Annotated in this window: 16 protein-coding genes and 3 tRNA genes; 10 read left to right on the top strand and 9 right to left on the bottom strand. The window is 43.0% G+C overall.

The genetic code is table 11. The features are described 5' to 3' along the window. Positions 1–14: 14 nt before the first annotated feature. The 3 genes from HG263_RS20550 (at position 15) to HG263_RS20560 (ending at position 3,438) form a co-directional block, all read left to right on the top strand. Positions 15–380 carry a hypothetical protein gene (locus HG263_RS20550; RefSeq protein ID WP_171627955.1) on the top strand — a complete coding sequence of 122 codons (366 nt, stop codon included), beginning with the start codon at positions 15–17 and terminating at the stop codon, positions 378–380. 5 nt (positions 381–385) lie between these two features. Further along, positions 386–2,725 (top strand): fatty acid cis/trans isomerase, encoded by a 2,340-nt coding sequence (locus HG263_RS20555; RefSeq protein WP_171628001.1) that lies wholly within the window; start codon positions 386–388, stop codon positions 2,723–2,725. 92 nt (positions 2,726–2,817) lie between these two features. Further along, positions 2,818–3,438, top strand: coding sequence for a dUTP diphosphatase (locus HG263_RS20560; protein ID WP_171627956.1), 621 nt, complete (start codon positions 2,818–2,820; stop codon positions 3,436–3,438). A 4-nt stretch (positions 3,439–3,442) separates the two neighbouring features. Here HG263_RS20560 and yrfG read toward each other — a convergent pair whose 3' ends face one another. Beyond that, entirely contained in the window at positions 3,443–4,099 is a 657-nt protein-coding gene (gene yrfG, locus HG263_RS20565; RefSeq protein ID WP_171627957.1) for a GMP/IMP nucleotidase, read from the bottom strand. Between the two features lie 60 nt (positions 4,100–4,159). On the opposite strand from yrfG, the gene nudE reads away from it, so the two are divergent. From nudE to HG263_RS20590, 5 genes are all read left to right on the top strand, one after another. After that, a complete protein-coding gene (gene nudE / locus HG263_RS20570; protein ID WP_171627958.1) occupies positions 4,160–4,723 on the top strand; it encodes an ADP compounds hydrolase NudE in 564 nt (187 codons plus the stop codon). Between the two features lies 1 nt (position 4,724). Further along, a complete protein-coding gene (cysQ, locus tag HG263_RS20575; protein WP_171627959.1) occupies positions 4,725–5,519 on the top strand; it encodes a 3'(2'),5'-bisphosphate nucleotidase CysQ in 795 nt (264 codons plus the stop codon). Positions 5,520–5,680: 161 nt separating this feature from the next. After that, positions 5,681–5,757: transfer RNA gene (locus HG263_RS20580), tRNA-Met, on the top strand. Positions 5,758–5,826: 69 nt separating this feature from the next. Further along, positions 5,827–5,903: transfer RNA gene (locus tag HG263_RS20585), tRNA-Met, on the top strand. Between the two features lie 67 nt (positions 5,904–5,970). After that, a tRNA-Met gene (locus tag HG263_RS20590) sits at positions 5,971–6,047 on the top strand. A 220-nt stretch (positions 6,048–6,267) separates the two neighbouring features. On the opposite strand, the gene HG263_RS20595 is transcribed toward HG263_RS20590, so the two are convergent. From HG263_RS20595 to HG263_RS20620, 6 genes are all read right to left on the bottom strand, one after another. Then, positions 6,268–7,416: a dipeptidase gene (locus HG263_RS20595; protein WP_171627960.1), complete on the bottom strand. Its 1,149-nt coding sequence runs from the start codon at positions 7,414–7,416 to the stop codon at positions 6,268–6,270. A gap of 76 nt (positions 7,417–7,492) precedes the next feature. After that, the gene (locus HG263_RS20600; protein ID WP_171627961.1) at positions 7,493–7,741 is read right to left on the bottom strand and encodes a YheU family protein; all 249 of its coding nucleotides are present in this window, start codon (positions 7,739–7,741) and stop codon (positions 7,493–7,495) included. Further along, a complete protein-coding gene (locus tag HG263_RS20605) occupies positions 7,738–8,718 on the bottom strand; it encodes a hydrolase (RefSeq protein WP_171627962.1) in 981 nt (326 codons plus the stop codon). Before HG263_RS20605 ends, HG263_RS20600 begins: the two co-directional genes overlap by 4 nt. 215 nt (positions 8,719–8,933) lie before the next feature. Then, positions 8,934–9,074 carry a hypothetical protein gene (locus tag HG263_RS20610; protein WP_171627963.1) on the bottom strand — a complete coding sequence of 47 codons (141 nt, stop codon included), beginning with the start codon at positions 9,072–9,074 and terminating at the stop codon, positions 8,934–8,936. A 119-nt stretch (positions 9,075–9,193) separates the two neighbouring features. After that, positions 9,194–9,658: a TIGR02444 family protein gene (locus HG263_RS20615; protein ID WP_171627964.1), complete on the bottom strand. Its 465-nt coding sequence runs from the start codon at positions 9,656–9,658 to the stop codon at positions 9,194–9,196. Continuing rightward, positions 9,655–11,574, bottom strand: a complete 1,920-nt coding sequence (locus HG263_RS20620; RefSeq protein ID WP_171627965.1) for an ATP-binding cassette domain-containing protein — start codon at positions 11,572–11,574, stop codon at positions 9,655–9,657. The genes HG263_RS20615 and HG263_RS20620 overlap by 4 nt, the downstream gene beginning before the upstream one ends. A gap of 176 nt (positions 11,575–11,750) precedes the next feature. On the opposite strand from HG263_RS20620, the gene HG263_RS20625 reads away from it, so the two are divergent. Further along, positions 11,751–11,951, top strand: coding sequence for a YheV family putative zinc ribbon protein (locus HG263_RS20625; protein ID WP_171627966.1), 201 nt, complete (start codon positions 11,751–11,753; stop codon positions 11,949–11,951). 17 nt (positions 11,952–11,968) lie between these two features. Here the strand turns inward: HG263_RS20625 and HG263_RS20630 are convergent, their stop codons facing one another. Continuing rightward, positions 11,969–12,181, bottom strand: coding sequence for a SlyX family protein (locus HG263_RS20630; RefSeq protein ID WP_171627967.1), 213 nt, complete (start codon positions 12,179–12,181; stop codon positions 11,969–11,971). Beyond that, positions 12,178–13,167 (bottom strand): WD40 repeat domain-containing protein, encoded by a 990-nt coding sequence (locus HG263_RS20635; RefSeq protein WP_171627968.1) that lies wholly within the window; start codon positions 13,165–13,167, stop codon positions 12,178–12,180. Before HG263_RS20635 ends, HG263_RS20630 begins: the two co-directional genes overlap by 4 nt. Positions 13,168–13,422: 255 nt before the next feature. Between HG263_RS20635 and fkpA the strand changes: the two genes are divergently transcribed. After that, positions 13,423–14,175: an FKBP-type peptidyl-prolyl cis-trans isomerase gene (gene fkpA / locus HG263_RS20640; RefSeq protein ID WP_171627969.1), complete on the top strand. Its 753-nt coding sequence runs from the start codon at positions 13,423–13,425 to the stop codon at positions 14,173–14,175. The last annotated feature ends 4 nt before the right edge of the window (positions 14,176–14,179 follow it).

Raw genomic sequence — 14,179 nt, forward strand, 5'->3', positions numbered from 1 at the left:
TGTGACTAGCAATAATGGAATTGTCAGAAAATACCCCTTTAAGCTTACCGCTATTTTTACTCAACGATGAACTAGAGCAAAGAGATGTGGCAAACCCAGATCTTGTTCTTGAAGTGATCCTTGATGAAACACTGTTGGCACATTTGTGCCAAAACCCTAAAGCGGATGAGAACATCAGTATCAACATTGAACAATATCAACTAAAAGCAGAGCTGGCACAATATGAAAACGCACTCAATGAAGCACACCAAGCTCAGTTGCTACTTAACCATGGGCCAGTATTAAGCGCCGTTGTGAGCTTTGAAAATGAGCAAGTGTTTATTTCTCCACCGATGGAAATGATGCCAACATTTGATTTGGGCGAAGAAGAGGACAATTAGTGAAAATGCGTACTTGGTGGTTGTTGGGTGTTGCTATTATTTTATGTGGTTGCGTGACCTTGGGCATGAGTCATTACGACGAGATGTATGGGCAATCCAGCGTACAAGTACGTAGTGTTGAGTATACACAAGGTCATGGCTCAGAGTATCTGCAGCTGGTGAAACCAGTTTTAGAGCAGCGCTGTGTGGTATGTCATGGTTGTTACGACGCGCCTTGTCAGTTAAAGCTTTCTTCCCCCGAGGGTATTGATAGAGGCTTAAATAAAGAGCGGGTTTACAATGGCACGCGATTGTTGGCACAAGCGCCATCACGGCTGCTTTTTGATGCCAAAAGTACACAGCAGTGGCGCGATAAAGGGTTTACCCCGGTACTCAATGAGCGTGCGCAGAGTGAGCAGGCAAATTTGGCTGGTAGTGTTTTATATAACAGCCTACTACTTAAAATGAGCAAGCCTTTTGCACAACAAGGCTTGCTTGGCAATGAGTTTGATTTCTCTCTGGATAGAGAGCAAAGCTGTCCAAGCATGGATGAGTTCAATGACTTAGCGAAAAACAAACCCCATGGTGGTATGCCTTATGGCTTGCCAGCCATTTCTCAGGGCGAGTTTAAACAGCTAGAGAATTGGTTAAAAAAAGGTGCCAAAATGGCACAAATTGCTCCACCGTTAGATGCAGAGCTCAAACAAGTAAAGCGCTGGGAGCAGTTTTTAAATCAATCAGGGCTTAAGCATCAACTCGCGGCGCGATATATCTACGAGCACTGGTATCTCGCTCACATTTATTTCCCTGAACAAAATAGCAGTACCACGCCTAACTTTTTTAAATTGGTGCGCTCGAAAACACCACCAGGTGAGCCGATAGAACTGATTGCTACACGCCGTCCGTATGATGACCCTCAAGTGGCGCGAGTTTATTACCGATTAATGCATGAACGAAGCAGTATTTTATCGAAAACACATATGCCATTGGCACTATCAGATAAAAAAATGACACGCTTGTATGAGCAGTTTATCGGCCCTGATTTTGAGGTAACCGAGCTGCCAAGTTACGAACCGGAAGTAGGCTCCAATCCGTTTAAAGCTTTTTCGGCAATTCCAGTTAAGTCCAAGTATCAATTTATGCTTGATGAGGCTGAATTGATCATTAAAGGATATATCAAAGGGCCAGTTTGTAGAGGCCAAGTCGCGTTAAATGTGATCAATGATCAGTTCTGGGTGGCATTTGTAGACCCTGAAAAAAACAGCATTCCCGCAGTAAGTGAATTACTAATGCGACATGAAGATGACCTTGCTCTACCTGCGCAGGAGCAAAGTAACGTGTTACCCATTTCAAGCTGGGTGAAATATGCCAACCGTCAACATGAATATATTCGTGCAAAGACACAGCTTGCTAATGAACTGCTTGCAGATGGTAAATTGCTGACCACCGACTTGATTTGGCAAGGCGATGGTCATAACGACAATGCGGCGCTGACGGTGCTTCGTCATTTTGACAGTGCTACTGTGGTCAAAGGGTTTGTAGGACAAGCGCCAAAAACCATGTGGTTGCTTGATTATGCTTTATTTGAGCGGATCCATTACTTATTGGTGGCTGGGTTTGATGTATTTGGCAATATTGGGCATCAGCTTCATACCCGGTTATATATGGACTTTTTGCGTTTAGAAGGTGAGCAAAACTTTATTAACTTACTGCCTCAAGATGTGCGTCAGGAAATAAAAAATCACTGGTATCGTCACTCAAATGTTAGCTTGAGCGAATTTATTAATCGCAAAAGTTTGTTAGCGGCGCCTACCGGGATTGAATACACGACCGATGACCCTAAAACTGAACTGTACGCTAAAATAGCGAACGCATTAAAACCTGTGTTGAGCCAGCGTTACGACTACAAGGCGATAAAGGGACCATTGGCAAAGTTAAATAACTTACCTTATCAAGCCATTAATTTGTTACCGCAAGTCTCCTTTGTATTGCAAAGGCAACGTAACGGTCAACATAAGGCATTTACTTTAGTTCACCATAATGCCCATTACAATATTTCCTCGTTGCTTAATGAGGATGCACAACGGGCATTTGAAGAAGACACAGCTACATTGGTGCCGGGTTTTATCGGTGATTACCCTGAAGCTATTTGGTATTTAGCAGATGATGCAAATACCGAGGCTTTTGTCACTCAACTACAAGCGGTGCGCAATGAGCAGCAGTATCGAGCACTTACGCAGGCATTTGCAATTCGCCGTACACACCCACAGTTTTGGCAATATAGTGATCTATTACATGAGGTCGCCAAGCAATATCGCGGTGTAGAATACGGTTTATTCGACTTTAACCGATTAGAGAATCGCTAATCAGTAGACTTGAAAAGTTGTCGCTCAGTCAGTGCACAATCGCGCTGGCTGAGGTATCATTATGGCCTTTTAAAGCACAAAGAGAGAGCGCAATGTCAGCCAATATCACTAAGCTAGCCGTGATGTTAGAAATGCAAAATGCCATGAATACCAAAGTACATGAGCAGTGGTTTAACCAAGGGTTTGAGTGGTACCGAGCAATTTGGGTTGAATGTGCCGAAATGCTAGATCACTACGGCTGGAAATGGTGGAAGAAACAAACGCCAGATACAGAGCAAGTGATTTTAGAGCTGGTGGATATTTTCCATTTTGGCCTTTCTTTGCGCATTGATGGTAAAACGTCTTATCAGCAACTCGCTGAGCAATTAGATAGCGAATTAAGCCAGCCTCAGAGCGCTGCTGATTTTAAACAAACACTGGAAACATTAGCGGCAAGTGCCGTGGCAAATAAACAATTCAATGCCCATGCGTTTGCTGGATGTATGCAGCAAATAGGTATGGATATTGATGATTTATACCGTGGTTATGTTGGTAAGAACACGTTGAATTTCTTCCGCCAAGATCATGGCTATAAAGATGGCACTTATATCAAAGTGTGGGATGGTCAAGAAGATAATGAACATTTGGTTGAAGTGGTAAAAAGCCTAGATACTGAACATCCAGACTTTGCAAAAAATGTTTACGCCGGTTTACAGGCACGTTACCCAAGCTAACCTACTATTTGATAGGCAATAACGTCCTATAGTCCGTGATAGATAAATAGTCAGTAATCACATTGACTGGCTGTTTACTATCAGGGTTGGCTACTGCCAGTAAGTGGCCAATTCCAAACTCTTCAGCAGCTTTTAGCACACTCAAACTGTCGTCCACGAAGAGTGTTCGCTGTTTATCAAAACCCAAATCCGCTTGAACCTGTTGCCAAAGTGATTGGCTTTCTTTACTTACGCCATAATGATGGGTTGAAATTAATATATCTAAATAGTGAGCAAAATCAGCTAGTTCAACTTTCAAACTTAAGCTATCTGGGTGTGCGTTAGTGAGTAATATTAACTCTTTGCCAGCATCTTTTAGCGCAGTTAGAAACTCAGGTACGTCCTCGCGCACAGAGATTAAATCCTGGATCTCTCGTTTTAAGGCCATAATTGGCAAGCCAAGTTGTTCGTGCCAATAGTCTAAGCAGTACCATTGAATTTGACCATGTACGGCTTCATAACGTTTTAGTATGTCAGCTTTTGCGGCTTCAAAACTGATGTTTTGTTTTTTTGCATGCTCTGTCGGAATCACATGCTGCCAAAAATAACTGTCAAAATGTAGATCAAGTAAAGTCCCATCCATGTCTAATAGCACGGTATCAATTTCAGACCAATTTAGCATAGGCATTTATCTTCAAAGGCTTTATGATTAAGTGTATGTCATCATAACAAATAAATACTTATGTCACAGAAAAAGCATCCAACACCTCCAGAGATCTTACATTGTGAAGTTACTGCAAAGAGTCGCTTATTTACCGTTGAAGCGTTACAGCTGCAGTTTTCAAATGGAGAGCAGCGCCACTATGAGCGTATTCGTGGTGGAGGGCGAGGTGCGGTGATGATAGTGCCAATAACTGCTGATAATGAGCTATTATTAGTAAGAGAATATTGTGCTGGAACACACAATTATCAGCTAGGCTTCCCTAAAGGGCTGATTGACCCAGGAGAAACGCCAATTGAGGCAGGTAATCGTGAGCTAAAAGAAGAAGTTGGCTTTGGCGCTAAGCAATTTTGTGACTTAAAAACGTTATCATTGGCACCTAGTTACTTTAACGCCAGAATGCATATTTTGGTGGCCAAAGAGCTATATGCAGAGCAATTAGAAGGGGATGAGCCAGAACCCTTAGTGACCGTTAGGTGGCCTTTAGAACAGTGGCAAACGCTACTGAGCCAGAGCGATTTTACGGAGGCACGTAGTGTTGCAGCATTGTTATTGCTTCAACAATATTTAGCGGCGGAGGTTTAACATGCAAAAACTGCTCGAGCCTTGTATTGCCCTAGCGATTAAAGCTGGGGACGCAATCATGGATATCTATCAAAAAGAAGATATTGGTGCGCGTGAAAAATCAGATCACACTCCTGTGACGGAAGCTGATTTAGCGGCCAATGAGGTACTCATGGCTGGCTTGAAAGCGCTAGCGCCTGACATCCCCATAATGTCTGAAGAAACCCCTATCCCCGAGTTATCTCAACGTGAAAAATGGCAGCGTTACTGGCTATTGGATCCGATGGATGGCACGGGGGAGTTTATTTTGCAAAGTGGTGACTTTGCAGTAAACATTGCGTTGGTCGAAAACAACCAACCGGTATTAGGTGTTATCTACTGGCCATCAAAACAAACGACTTATTATGCGACCAAAGGACATGGTGCTTTTAAACGTTCTGTTGATGAGCAGCAGCAAATCTTTGTGGCTCCCCCTAACAGTCTTACATTGGCGGTGAGCCGTCGGCAAAAGTTAGAAGCTGTGAGCCAATATCTAAATAGCCACTTTGACACAGTGGCTTTGGGCTCATGTTCTTTGAAAGCTTGTTTGATTGCCGAAGGAAAAGCCGATTGCTTTTTACGTGTAGGCCCGACCGGCGAATGGGATACAGGTGCCTCACAGGTTATCGTAGAAGAGGCTGGTGGATGTATAACAGATGCTGAGTTTAATCCGCTGACATATAATCAACGTGAGCATACAGAAAACCCTGACTTTATCGTAATGGGCCACCCTGATTGGCAATGGCAAAAACTGATCACCCCCCATCATCGTAGTTAATATTGCGCTTTGTGTAATATTTGCTCAGTTGGTTTGTTTTGATGCTTTAAATGCTTGCATTTAAAATTCAATCCTATATGATAGCGACCTCTTCGAAAGACATGCCTTAACAGCTTGTTTATTGAAGGATAAAATTTAAGATAATATCTTAAATTTACAGGCGCGGGATGGAGCAGCCTGGTAGCTCGTCGGGCTCATAACCCGAAGGTCGTCGGTTCAAATCCGGCTCCCGCAACCACTTTTTTTGTGGTTCTGTAAACTTCTAGCAGTAAGTCAGAAGTATAAAATAGCACTTGCAAATTACAGGCGCGGGATGGAGCAGCCTGGTAGCTCGTCGGGCTCATAACCCGAAGGTCGTCGGTTCAAATCCGGCTCCCGCAACCACTTTTGTGGTTCTGTATAACTTCTACCAGTAAGTCAGAAGTATAAAATAGCACTTACAAATTACAGGCGCGGGATGGAGCAGCCTGGTAGCTCGTCGGGCTCATAACCCGAAGGTCGTCGGTTCAAATCCGGCTCCCGCAACCAAATTTTGGTTATTGCCGAAGGTCATCGGATTTACACTCTCTATTTATTACCCATAACAAAACTACCTGCTTAGCATTAGTTTGTTGCCTTTTTGATTGCTCATTTTGAAATAAACTGGTTTCTTGACAGTTCCTTTTGTTGTGACTGAGAATCAGCTTCTGTCTTTTACAGCGTGTAGCGTGGGTAAGAGCAAAGCGAACCTTGCTCTTACCAGATGACGTTAAAACTGCGTTGCGTATTCTTCTGCTTGACGCCACACTCGCAGCGTATTACCACTTAGAATTTTTTTGATCTGACTTTCGCTATAGCCTCTGTCTAACAAGCCTTGAACAAGATTTGGGTAGCTAGAGACATCTTTAAGGCCTGCAGGAAGCGAATCACCCACACCATCGTAGTCAGAACCAATACCTACATGATCGATGCCGATAAGTTTTACGACATGGTCAATATGATCAAGTACCTGCTCTAACGTTGCGTATGGGAAAGGGTTCTCTTTTATGTATTTGTCTCGCTCGTCAGCTTTATTACGTTGTTCGTACCAATTGCGTGCGCTGGAGGTGACAAAGCTAGAGCCAAAGTTGATTTGAATAACACCGCCATTCTTTTTCAGTGCTTTGAGCATATCGTCATCCATATTACGCTCAAAACCAGGGGTGTACTTTCGTAGTGATGAGTGAGAGGCGACAACGGGTACTTTAGAAAGCTCCATAACTTGATAAAAAGCAGCATCGGAGATGTGAGAAACATCGATTAACATGCCGATTTTGTTCATCTCAACTACGAGCTCTTTACCAAATGGGCTTAGACCTTTCCACTTGCGGCGAATATCATAAGATGAATCAGAAATATGATTGCTTTGTGAATGTGCCAAAGTGATGTAGCGGACACCTCTATCAAAGAAATGTTTGAGATTTTTTAAATCGCCCTCTATCGGAGAACCATTTTCCATTCCCATCGCAATCGATATTTTGCCTTGTTTAAAGTGGGTGTAAATATCTTTGCTTGATTTAGCCATTGCAAATTTATCTGGTGCTCTGAACACCAAAGCTTCCATGCCATCAATAAGCTGATTAGCCAGTTGATAGCTTTTGCCTTTGCCTTCAAATTCAAGATTGGCGGGAATATAAATAGACATAAAAGGGGCATTTAAACCACCTTTGACCGCTCGCGGATAGTCAAAATCTCCGCCCTCAGTGGCTCGGCTGACATCATCCCATTTATTTTTAATACGATAGGGAACGTCGATATGTGTATCGATAAGAATACTTTTTTGAGCGATGCGCTGAGCGCGTTCAGACGCTTGATAATCTTGCGCTTGTGCGGTCAAAGCCGACAAAGCAAGGGCGCAAAGAGTAAAACGTAATGTCATTAGCCTGCCTTTGATATTTATTAGTATACCCAGACTATAACTGAAAAGTTCGGTAGGCTAAATGGTCTGCGACCAGTTACTCATATTGTGGGTACTCTTCACTTTGCATCGCTTGAAATTGTGCCTTTGAGACAATATTGACTGACTCATGTAACTGTGAAAAAACAATAACGGCTTCGCCGCTTTTTAATTGTGCTTTTACGTGTTCTACTTTGGCTTCAGTTGAGAACTCCTGATCTCCGTAATCAGTGCCTTCACGAAGCACGTAATGTTCAATCAGATTATTTAAGGTTTTGGTGTCTAATTGTTGATAAGGAATGATCACTTTAATTTCCTTTGGCTTAGCTCATTAAAATAGTGAGGGACCACTTTTTCTAGCCAAAATTGTGGTTTCAGTGGGTTTGTGCCGCTAATAAAGCCAACATGCCCACCAGTGTTTGACACTGCAAGCGTGACGCTATCACTTACTTGCTCAGGTTTTGGGACTGCTTGTGATGATAACATCGGATCGTCTTTTGCGTGGATAACTAAAGTTGGGGTAACGATATCTTTAAGATAATGTTGCGCACTGGCTTTTGCGTAGTAATCCTCTGCATCTTCAAAACCATGCAAAGGGGCGGTGATCAAATTATCAAACTGCCATAAATCGTCAATGGCGTAAAGCTGCTGCTCATCAACAGTTAACACGTCTGTAATGGTATCGAGTTTGCGAGCAAAGGAACGCTTCATTCTATCGAGCAAGTATTTTTGATAAAGGCCATAGCAGCTTTTTCTGATCACTTGGCAAGATGATGACAAATGATGCGGAGCTGAGATCACCGCAGCACCATGTAAGCCGCTTTGTGCTTGCTGTTCACCTAGGTATTTAGCTAATACGTTGCCACCTAGAGAAAACCCCACCGCATACAAAGGTCTATCGACATAACGCTGCTTTAAAGTCTGGATTAAGAAGCCAAGATCAGAGGTTTCTCCGCTGTGATAAGCGCGGGGCAGGCGATTGGCGCTCCTAGAACAGTTACGAAAATGCATCAATACTGCATCAAAGCCTTTTTGGGTGAGTGCTTTGAGCATGCCTTTGGCGTAAAAGCTATTAATGTTCCCTTCTAGGCCGTGTAACACAATCGCAAGTGGTGCATTGGGGCGTTGCTCTTTTGCCCAGGCTAATTCTAAAAAATCGCCATCTGGGGTGGTTAATTCTTCAAATTTAACAGGCACTTTTTGCAGTGGACGAAAAAAGCGCGGCAAAATTGTTTGAGCATGTCGATTGCGCATCCACCATGCGCTGTTAAATGAGTAGTCCATAAAGCGTCTTTGAGTCCAAGGTGGCAGCAGTGTAGCAAAGATAGTCAAAACTGTTGAGTGCAAAATAAAAAGCACCCGACTAACAAGGTTAGTAAGGTGCTTTGTGCGTCGTGCTTAATTCTTTTTACTTCTGGGGGAACCAGTGAGTGGGCTGTTAATACCCTTAATGCTGATTTAATGTATAAACATCAAGCTCAACATAGGCTTTACTAATTTTAATTAGGTACTTCAGCTTCTTGTACTTTTTTAACGAAGTAGTAAACGTAGAAGATACATAGTGCAATCACCACGCCTAAGATCCCAAAAGAGAGAAACAACACTGGGTCACTGAAAAAATCTCTAAAGAATACGTTCATGGCTGATGCCTCCTAACTTGTCGATGAAGTAATCTTAGTTGACGGGAGAGAGGCGAGATATGATCTCGATCAAGTTTCAAAGCTGATAGGCTAAGGTGATACTCAGAGCTTGATCTCGATCATGATTTATCGGCAATTAAGCTCATTTTTAGACGCTTAAGTTGGTTTTCATTAAGATACAGCGCAAGGTTGTTACTGGGTGTCGCACTCGTTAAGTGGGATTGGTTAAGCGAACTGATTAGCGCTGACTGCTGCAATCGCTCCAATTGTAGCTCGCTGTTGAGTAGCTGCTGACGGATCTTGCTATAGCTTTGATGGTCAATAAACTGCTGTTTGAGTGTTTGTCGGATGGTGCGATGAGGGCCCAAAAGCTGTGTGTCTAAGTTTTTGCATATGCTTTCAAGCTGTGTCACTAGCTGCTCGGTGAGCTGTAAATTGAGCGTTTCAAGATAAAGCAACAACAGGCATAAGTTGATATTTTTTTGGTGCTTGTCTTGTAGGCTCAGCAAGGTGTGCTGTGCACTGCCTTGCTGATACACTGTACATGCAAACTGCCAAAATGCATGTTCATCTAACGTACTCATACGTCAATACTTTGCTCAAACGCGGCTTGTTTTTCTTCAAGCTCTTCTAAAGCGAATAAGAGCGACTCTTCTACTTCATTCAGTAGTGGCGTTACTTTGGCTTGCTGAGCCAGTAACTCAGTCAGTTTGGCTTTGTTTTCCTCTTGATAGATATCGTTATCAGCAAGCTGTTGTTCGATTTCAGCAAGTTGTTCAGAGTATTTATCGAGTGACTTCTCAAGTTTCTCAATGTTTTTCTTCAGAGGTTGGACTGACTTTCTAAACTCAGCTTCAAGGCGTTTTTGCTCTTTTCGATTAACGCTAGAGTGCGCTTTAGGCTGATCTTGTGGTTTTTTACTTGCTTCTTTGTTGGCGTTGAGTAGCCACTGGTAGTAGGCATCTAAATCATAGCCAAACTGTGTAACTTCTCCATTGTCGACTAAGTAATATTCATCTGCGGTATTTTTGAGCATGTGACGATCGTGAGATACTGTCACCATTGCACCTTCAAAGCCTTGTAATGCCATAACCAAAGCATGGCGCATTTCTAAGTCTAAGTGGTTGGTTGGCTCATCTAGTAATAGCAAGTTAGGTTTTTGGTAAACTAACATCGCAAGGACCAGTCGTGCTTTTTCGCCACCCGAAAATGGCGCAACAGGCTCAAGTGCTTTATCACCATGAAACGCAAAACCGCCCAAAAAGTCACGTAATGACTGCTCGCTGGCTTTAGGGTCTAGGCGCTGAATATGAGTGATTGCACTGGCACCTAAATCGAGAGATTCAAGCTGATGCTGGGCAAAATAGCCCACTTTCAAGCCTTGGTGCATAAACACCTCACCTGATTGCGGCTTAAGTTCACCTGCTAAAAGCTTAATTAGCGTTGATTTACCCGCCCCATTACGGCCCAATAATGCGATGCGACTACCTGGGACCAAGTTGAGTTTTATTTTGTGCAGTATGGTTACATCGCCATAGCCCGCCTGCGCGCCATCTAGTGTCATAAGCGGGTTAGGCAGGGTTGTCGGCTCCGCAAATTCAAAATCAAAGGGGGAGTCTGCGTGTGCCGGGGCTAATTTTTCCATGCGCTCTAGTGCTTTTACACGGCTCTGCGCTTGCTTGGCTTTACTGGCTTTTGCTTTAAAGCGAGTAATGAACTTTTCTAAGTGGGCTATCTGTTCTTGCTGTTTGGCAAATAGGGCTTGGTGCTGAGCCATACGCTCTGCTTTTTGGCGCTCAAATTGCGAGTAGTGACCTTTATAAACATTAATTTTTTGCTGGTCTATGTGCCAGATCTGGTCCACCACGGCATCTAAAAATTCTCTATCGTGAGAAATAAGCACAAGTGTACCTGTGTAGACTCGTAAAAATCGCTCCAACCAGTAAACAGCATCTAAATCTAAGTGGTTAGTTGGCTCATCAAGCAACAATAAGTCTGCGTCACGAATAAGCGCCTGCGCCAAGTTCAAACGCATGCGCCAACCACCTGAAAACGCACTGACAGCGTGCGTAATTTGTTCATTACTAAAACCCAAGCCATGCAGTAACTCACCCGCTTTGGCTTCGATGCTATAGCCTTTCATCAGCTCTAGTTGTTGATGAACTTTTGCCTGTTTTGCACCATCTTGTGCTTGTTCAGCTTCTTGTAATGCAACGCGACATTGATAGTATTCAGGGTGTCCTTGTAGCACATAATCCAATGCGCTTATTTCTAATGCGGGAGTTTCTTGTTTAACAGAGGCAATAGACCAGTCTTTGGGAATTTGTAGCTCTCCAGCATCCAGAGTAAGTTCGCCTTTAAGTAGGGCAAAAAGTGACGATTTGCCACAGCCATTAGCCCCAACAAGACCGACTTTGTGCTCTGGAAATAACGTGGCGCTGGCATCTTTTAATAAACTTTTTGTACCGCGTAGTAATTCAATATCAGACAGTTGGATCATAATGCTCTATTTTAAAACCCGAATTAAGGTGCATCATATCATGAACAATTGAGTTTAAGTCAGCGAAAAAGATGTGTCGATTGTTGGCGTATATCACTGACAATCGTATGCTATCTAGCTGGTTTGGGTTAAAATAGCGACTAACTAATGTTGGCGATGAGTTGTAGGGGCAAGCCATGAAACAAAAAAAGCGTTTTATTGCAGGGGCATCGTGTCCAGAGTGCAAAGAACTCGATGTGATGATGCTATTTAAAGAGCATGATGTTGAAAAGGTTGAGTGTGTAAAGTGTGGTCACATCATGACTCAGCCAGAGGAAGCAGTCCAAGCATCTACACGCCAATTTGAGCAGGTCATTGGTGTATTTAAGCCAGAGTAATACTCTGGCTTTGTTGTTTAATAATGCGGAGGAGGCGGCTCTTGATGTTGCGGCATTAAACCTTCTTCGCGACTTTCTTTTATTTTTTCACCCAACAGCTCTATCTGACGCTGCATTTTTGACAACCTTTGTTGGTGCATTTTGAGCTCGTCATTGAGCGTTTCAATGGTATCGTCTTGAAAAGCCACTTTCGCTTCTAGCTCCGTAACGCGATTTTCTAATTCTGTCATTGGGACTCCACTTGATCAAAGCGCTCTAACAAGCCGCTGGAACTTTCAGTCATTAAAGCATTTTTTTGTTCGAGAAATGTGACATCGAACACCACTGCCGATTTAGGTCGACTACCTTCGCGCGGTTGTACTTTCCAAAGGCCAAGCTTTTGGCCATCTTTTACGCGCCACAATGTAAGCTCTCTATTTGGTGAGCCTGTGGCAAGTAAAGTAGCAGATTGATTGAAGCGTACCGCGCTAAATATTTTCTGGCGCGCAATATACTGCAATTGTGACACAAGATCACCCGATGTCAGCTGCCAAATACTGGCTTTCTTTAAACTATCGGCGGTAAAGGCATATTGGCCTGACGCGTCTAGCGCTACTTTTGTTACACGACTAGGGTGGTTGAAGCGATGAATAACTTGACCGGTACGAGTATCCCAAAAATAAGCGGTATAGTCGTTTGCTCCAGTCAGCGCGAAGGCACCATTGGGTGATAAAGCGATAGAGTTAATTTTTTCTTGGTGACCAAGGAACTCTATGCGCCTTCCGCTTTCTAAGTCCAGATGCACAACCACGTTATCGCTACGACCATATAACACGAAGTGACCTTGGTTACTCACTGCGATATCGCGGATGGTGCCTGTTTGGATCTGATAGAAGCCTAGGTTTTTACCAGTGGTTATATCCCAAATTGCAAAAGTGTCATTTTCAGCGGTCACCGCAACACTATTGTCATACGCGATGGCCAATGAATGGACTAAATTGCCATTAGATTTGGATTGTTGCCATTGATATTTTAGTCCGTGGACTTGATTGTCCCATAGACTGACACCATGTTCTACGGATGACACTAAACTGTAACGGCCATCGTGTGAAATAGCGGCAGCAAATGCGCCGCGGGCGGCATGCTCAACGGTTAAATCTGCTTTTTTATCAGCTGGGGTACAGCTGCTTAAAAAAAATAGCGCAGTAATCAGCAATAAGCGATCAAGTTTGAGCATAATATGGGTATTTCCCCTTAACGCTATGAATTACACAAGGTAGACTAGAAGACTCTAAACACTTGCTTGCATTGTTACTTTGATAGTAGCGTATCGTTATCACAAAGTCGCTACAAGTCACAGAAAACGTTATATATCTGCTTTAGTGCTTTACAATTTGGCATCTATCACGATGAATGGTAATGTGACTAAATATAGATTTAACCATTAATATAATATTAACAAGGCGGCCGAAAGGCTTGTCGGAGAGAGAGAATGAAACAGACGATTAAATTGTCTTTGGTAGCAGCGTCGGTACTTGCACTGGCTGCGTGTAACCAAAAGGCAGAAGAAAAGCCAGCTGAACTAAAACTAGAAACAGAAGCACAGCAGCAAGCCTATGGCATTGGTGCTTCAGTTGGTAACTTTTTACAAAAAGATCTAGAAGACAAGAAAAGCTTTGGTATTGAGCTGGATCAAGCTCTTTTAAAGCGTGGCTTTGAAGATGCACTAGCGGGCAGCGCACAGCTTGATGAAGCTAAAATCCGTGAAGTACTGACTGCACTTGATACCTCTGTACGTGAAAAACAAGCTGAAAAAGTGAAGCTTGAAGCAGAACAGAACAAAGCTGAAGGTGAGAAGTACCTAGCTGAAAATGCGAAAAAAGAAGGGGTATTAGTTACTGATTCAGGTCTTCAATATGAAGTTATCTCTGAAGGTGAAGGTAAAAAGCCATTAGATACTGATGTTGTTAAAGTACATTACAAAGGTACTTTGCTTGACGGTACTGAGTTTGATAGCTCATATGCACGTAACCAACCTGCTACTTTTGGTCTTCGCCAAGTAATCAAAGGTTGGACTGAAGGTTTACAACTTATGCCAGTTGGTTCTAAATTTAAATTCACAATCCCAGCTGAGTTAGGTTACGGTGAGCGTAACTTAGGTAAGATCCCAGCAAACTCTACATTGATTTTTGAAGTTGAATTACTTGAAATTCAAGAAGAAGAGAAAAAAGCTGAAGCTGAATAAGCTG

This window comes from Pseudoalteromonas caenipelagi (assembly GCF_013140855.1).
GTDB lineage: Bacteria > Pseudomonadota > Gammaproteobacteria > Enterobacterales > Alteromonadaceae > Pseudoalteromonas > Pseudoalteromonas caenipelagi.

Bases quoted from the DNA above. Each gene is read 5' to 3' on its own strand.
- HG263_RS20550 (WP_171627955.1), top strand. From the start codon at position 15: ATGGAATTGTCAGAAAATACCCCTTTAAGCTTACCGCTATTTTTACTC.
- HG263_RS20555 (WP_171628001.1), top strand. From the start codon at position 386: ATGCGTACTTGGTGGTTGTTGGGTGTTGCTATTATTTTATGTGGTTGC.
- HG263_RS20560 (WP_171627956.1), top strand. From the start codon at position 2,818: ATGTCAGCCAATATCACTAAGCTAGCCGTGATGTTAGAAATGCAAAAT.
- yrfG (WP_171627957.1), bottom strand. From the start codon at position 4,099: ATGCTAAATTGGTCTGAAATTGATACCGTGCTATTAGACATGGATGGG.
- nudE (WP_171627958.1), top strand. From the start codon at position 4,160: ATGTCACAGAAAAAGCATCCAACACCTCCAGAGATCTTACATTGTGAA.
- cysQ (WP_171627959.1), top strand. From the start codon at position 4,725: ATGCAAAAACTGCTCGAGCCTTGTATTGCCCTAGCGATTAAAGCTGGG.
- HG263_RS20595 (WP_171627960.1), bottom strand. From the start codon at position 7,416: ATGACATTACGTTTTACTCTTTGCGCCCTTGCTTTGTCGGCTTTGACC.
- HG263_RS20605 (WP_171627962.1), bottom strand. From the start codon at position 8,718: ATGGACTACTCATTTAACAGCGCATGGTGGATGCGCAATCGACATGCT.
- HG263_RS20610 (WP_171627963.1), bottom strand. From the start codon at position 9,074: ATGAACGTATTCTTTAGAGATTTTTTCAGTGACCCAGTGTTGTTTCTC.
- HG263_RS20615 (WP_171627964.1), bottom strand. From the start codon at position 9,658: ATGAGTACGTTAGATGAACATGCATTTTGGCAGTTTGCATGTACAGTG.
- HG263_RS20620 (WP_171627965.1), bottom strand. From the start codon at position 11,574: ATGATCCAACTGTCTGATATTGAATTACTACGCGGTACAAAAAGTTTA.
- HG263_RS20625 (WP_171627966.1), top strand. From the start codon at position 11,751: ATGAAACAAAAAAAGCGTTTTATTGCAGGGGCATCGTGTCCAGAGTGC.
- HG263_RS20630 (WP_171627967.1), bottom strand. From the start codon at position 12,181: ATGACAGAATTAGAAAATCGCGTTACGGAGCTAGAAGCGAAAGTGGCT.
- HG263_RS20635 (WP_171627968.1), bottom strand. From the start codon at position 13,167: ATGCTCAAACTTGATCGCTTATTGCTGATTACTGCGCTATTTTTTTTA.
- fkpA (WP_171627969.1), top strand. From the start codon at position 13,423: ATGAAACAGACGATTAAATTGTCTTTGGTAGCAGCGTCGGTACTTGCA.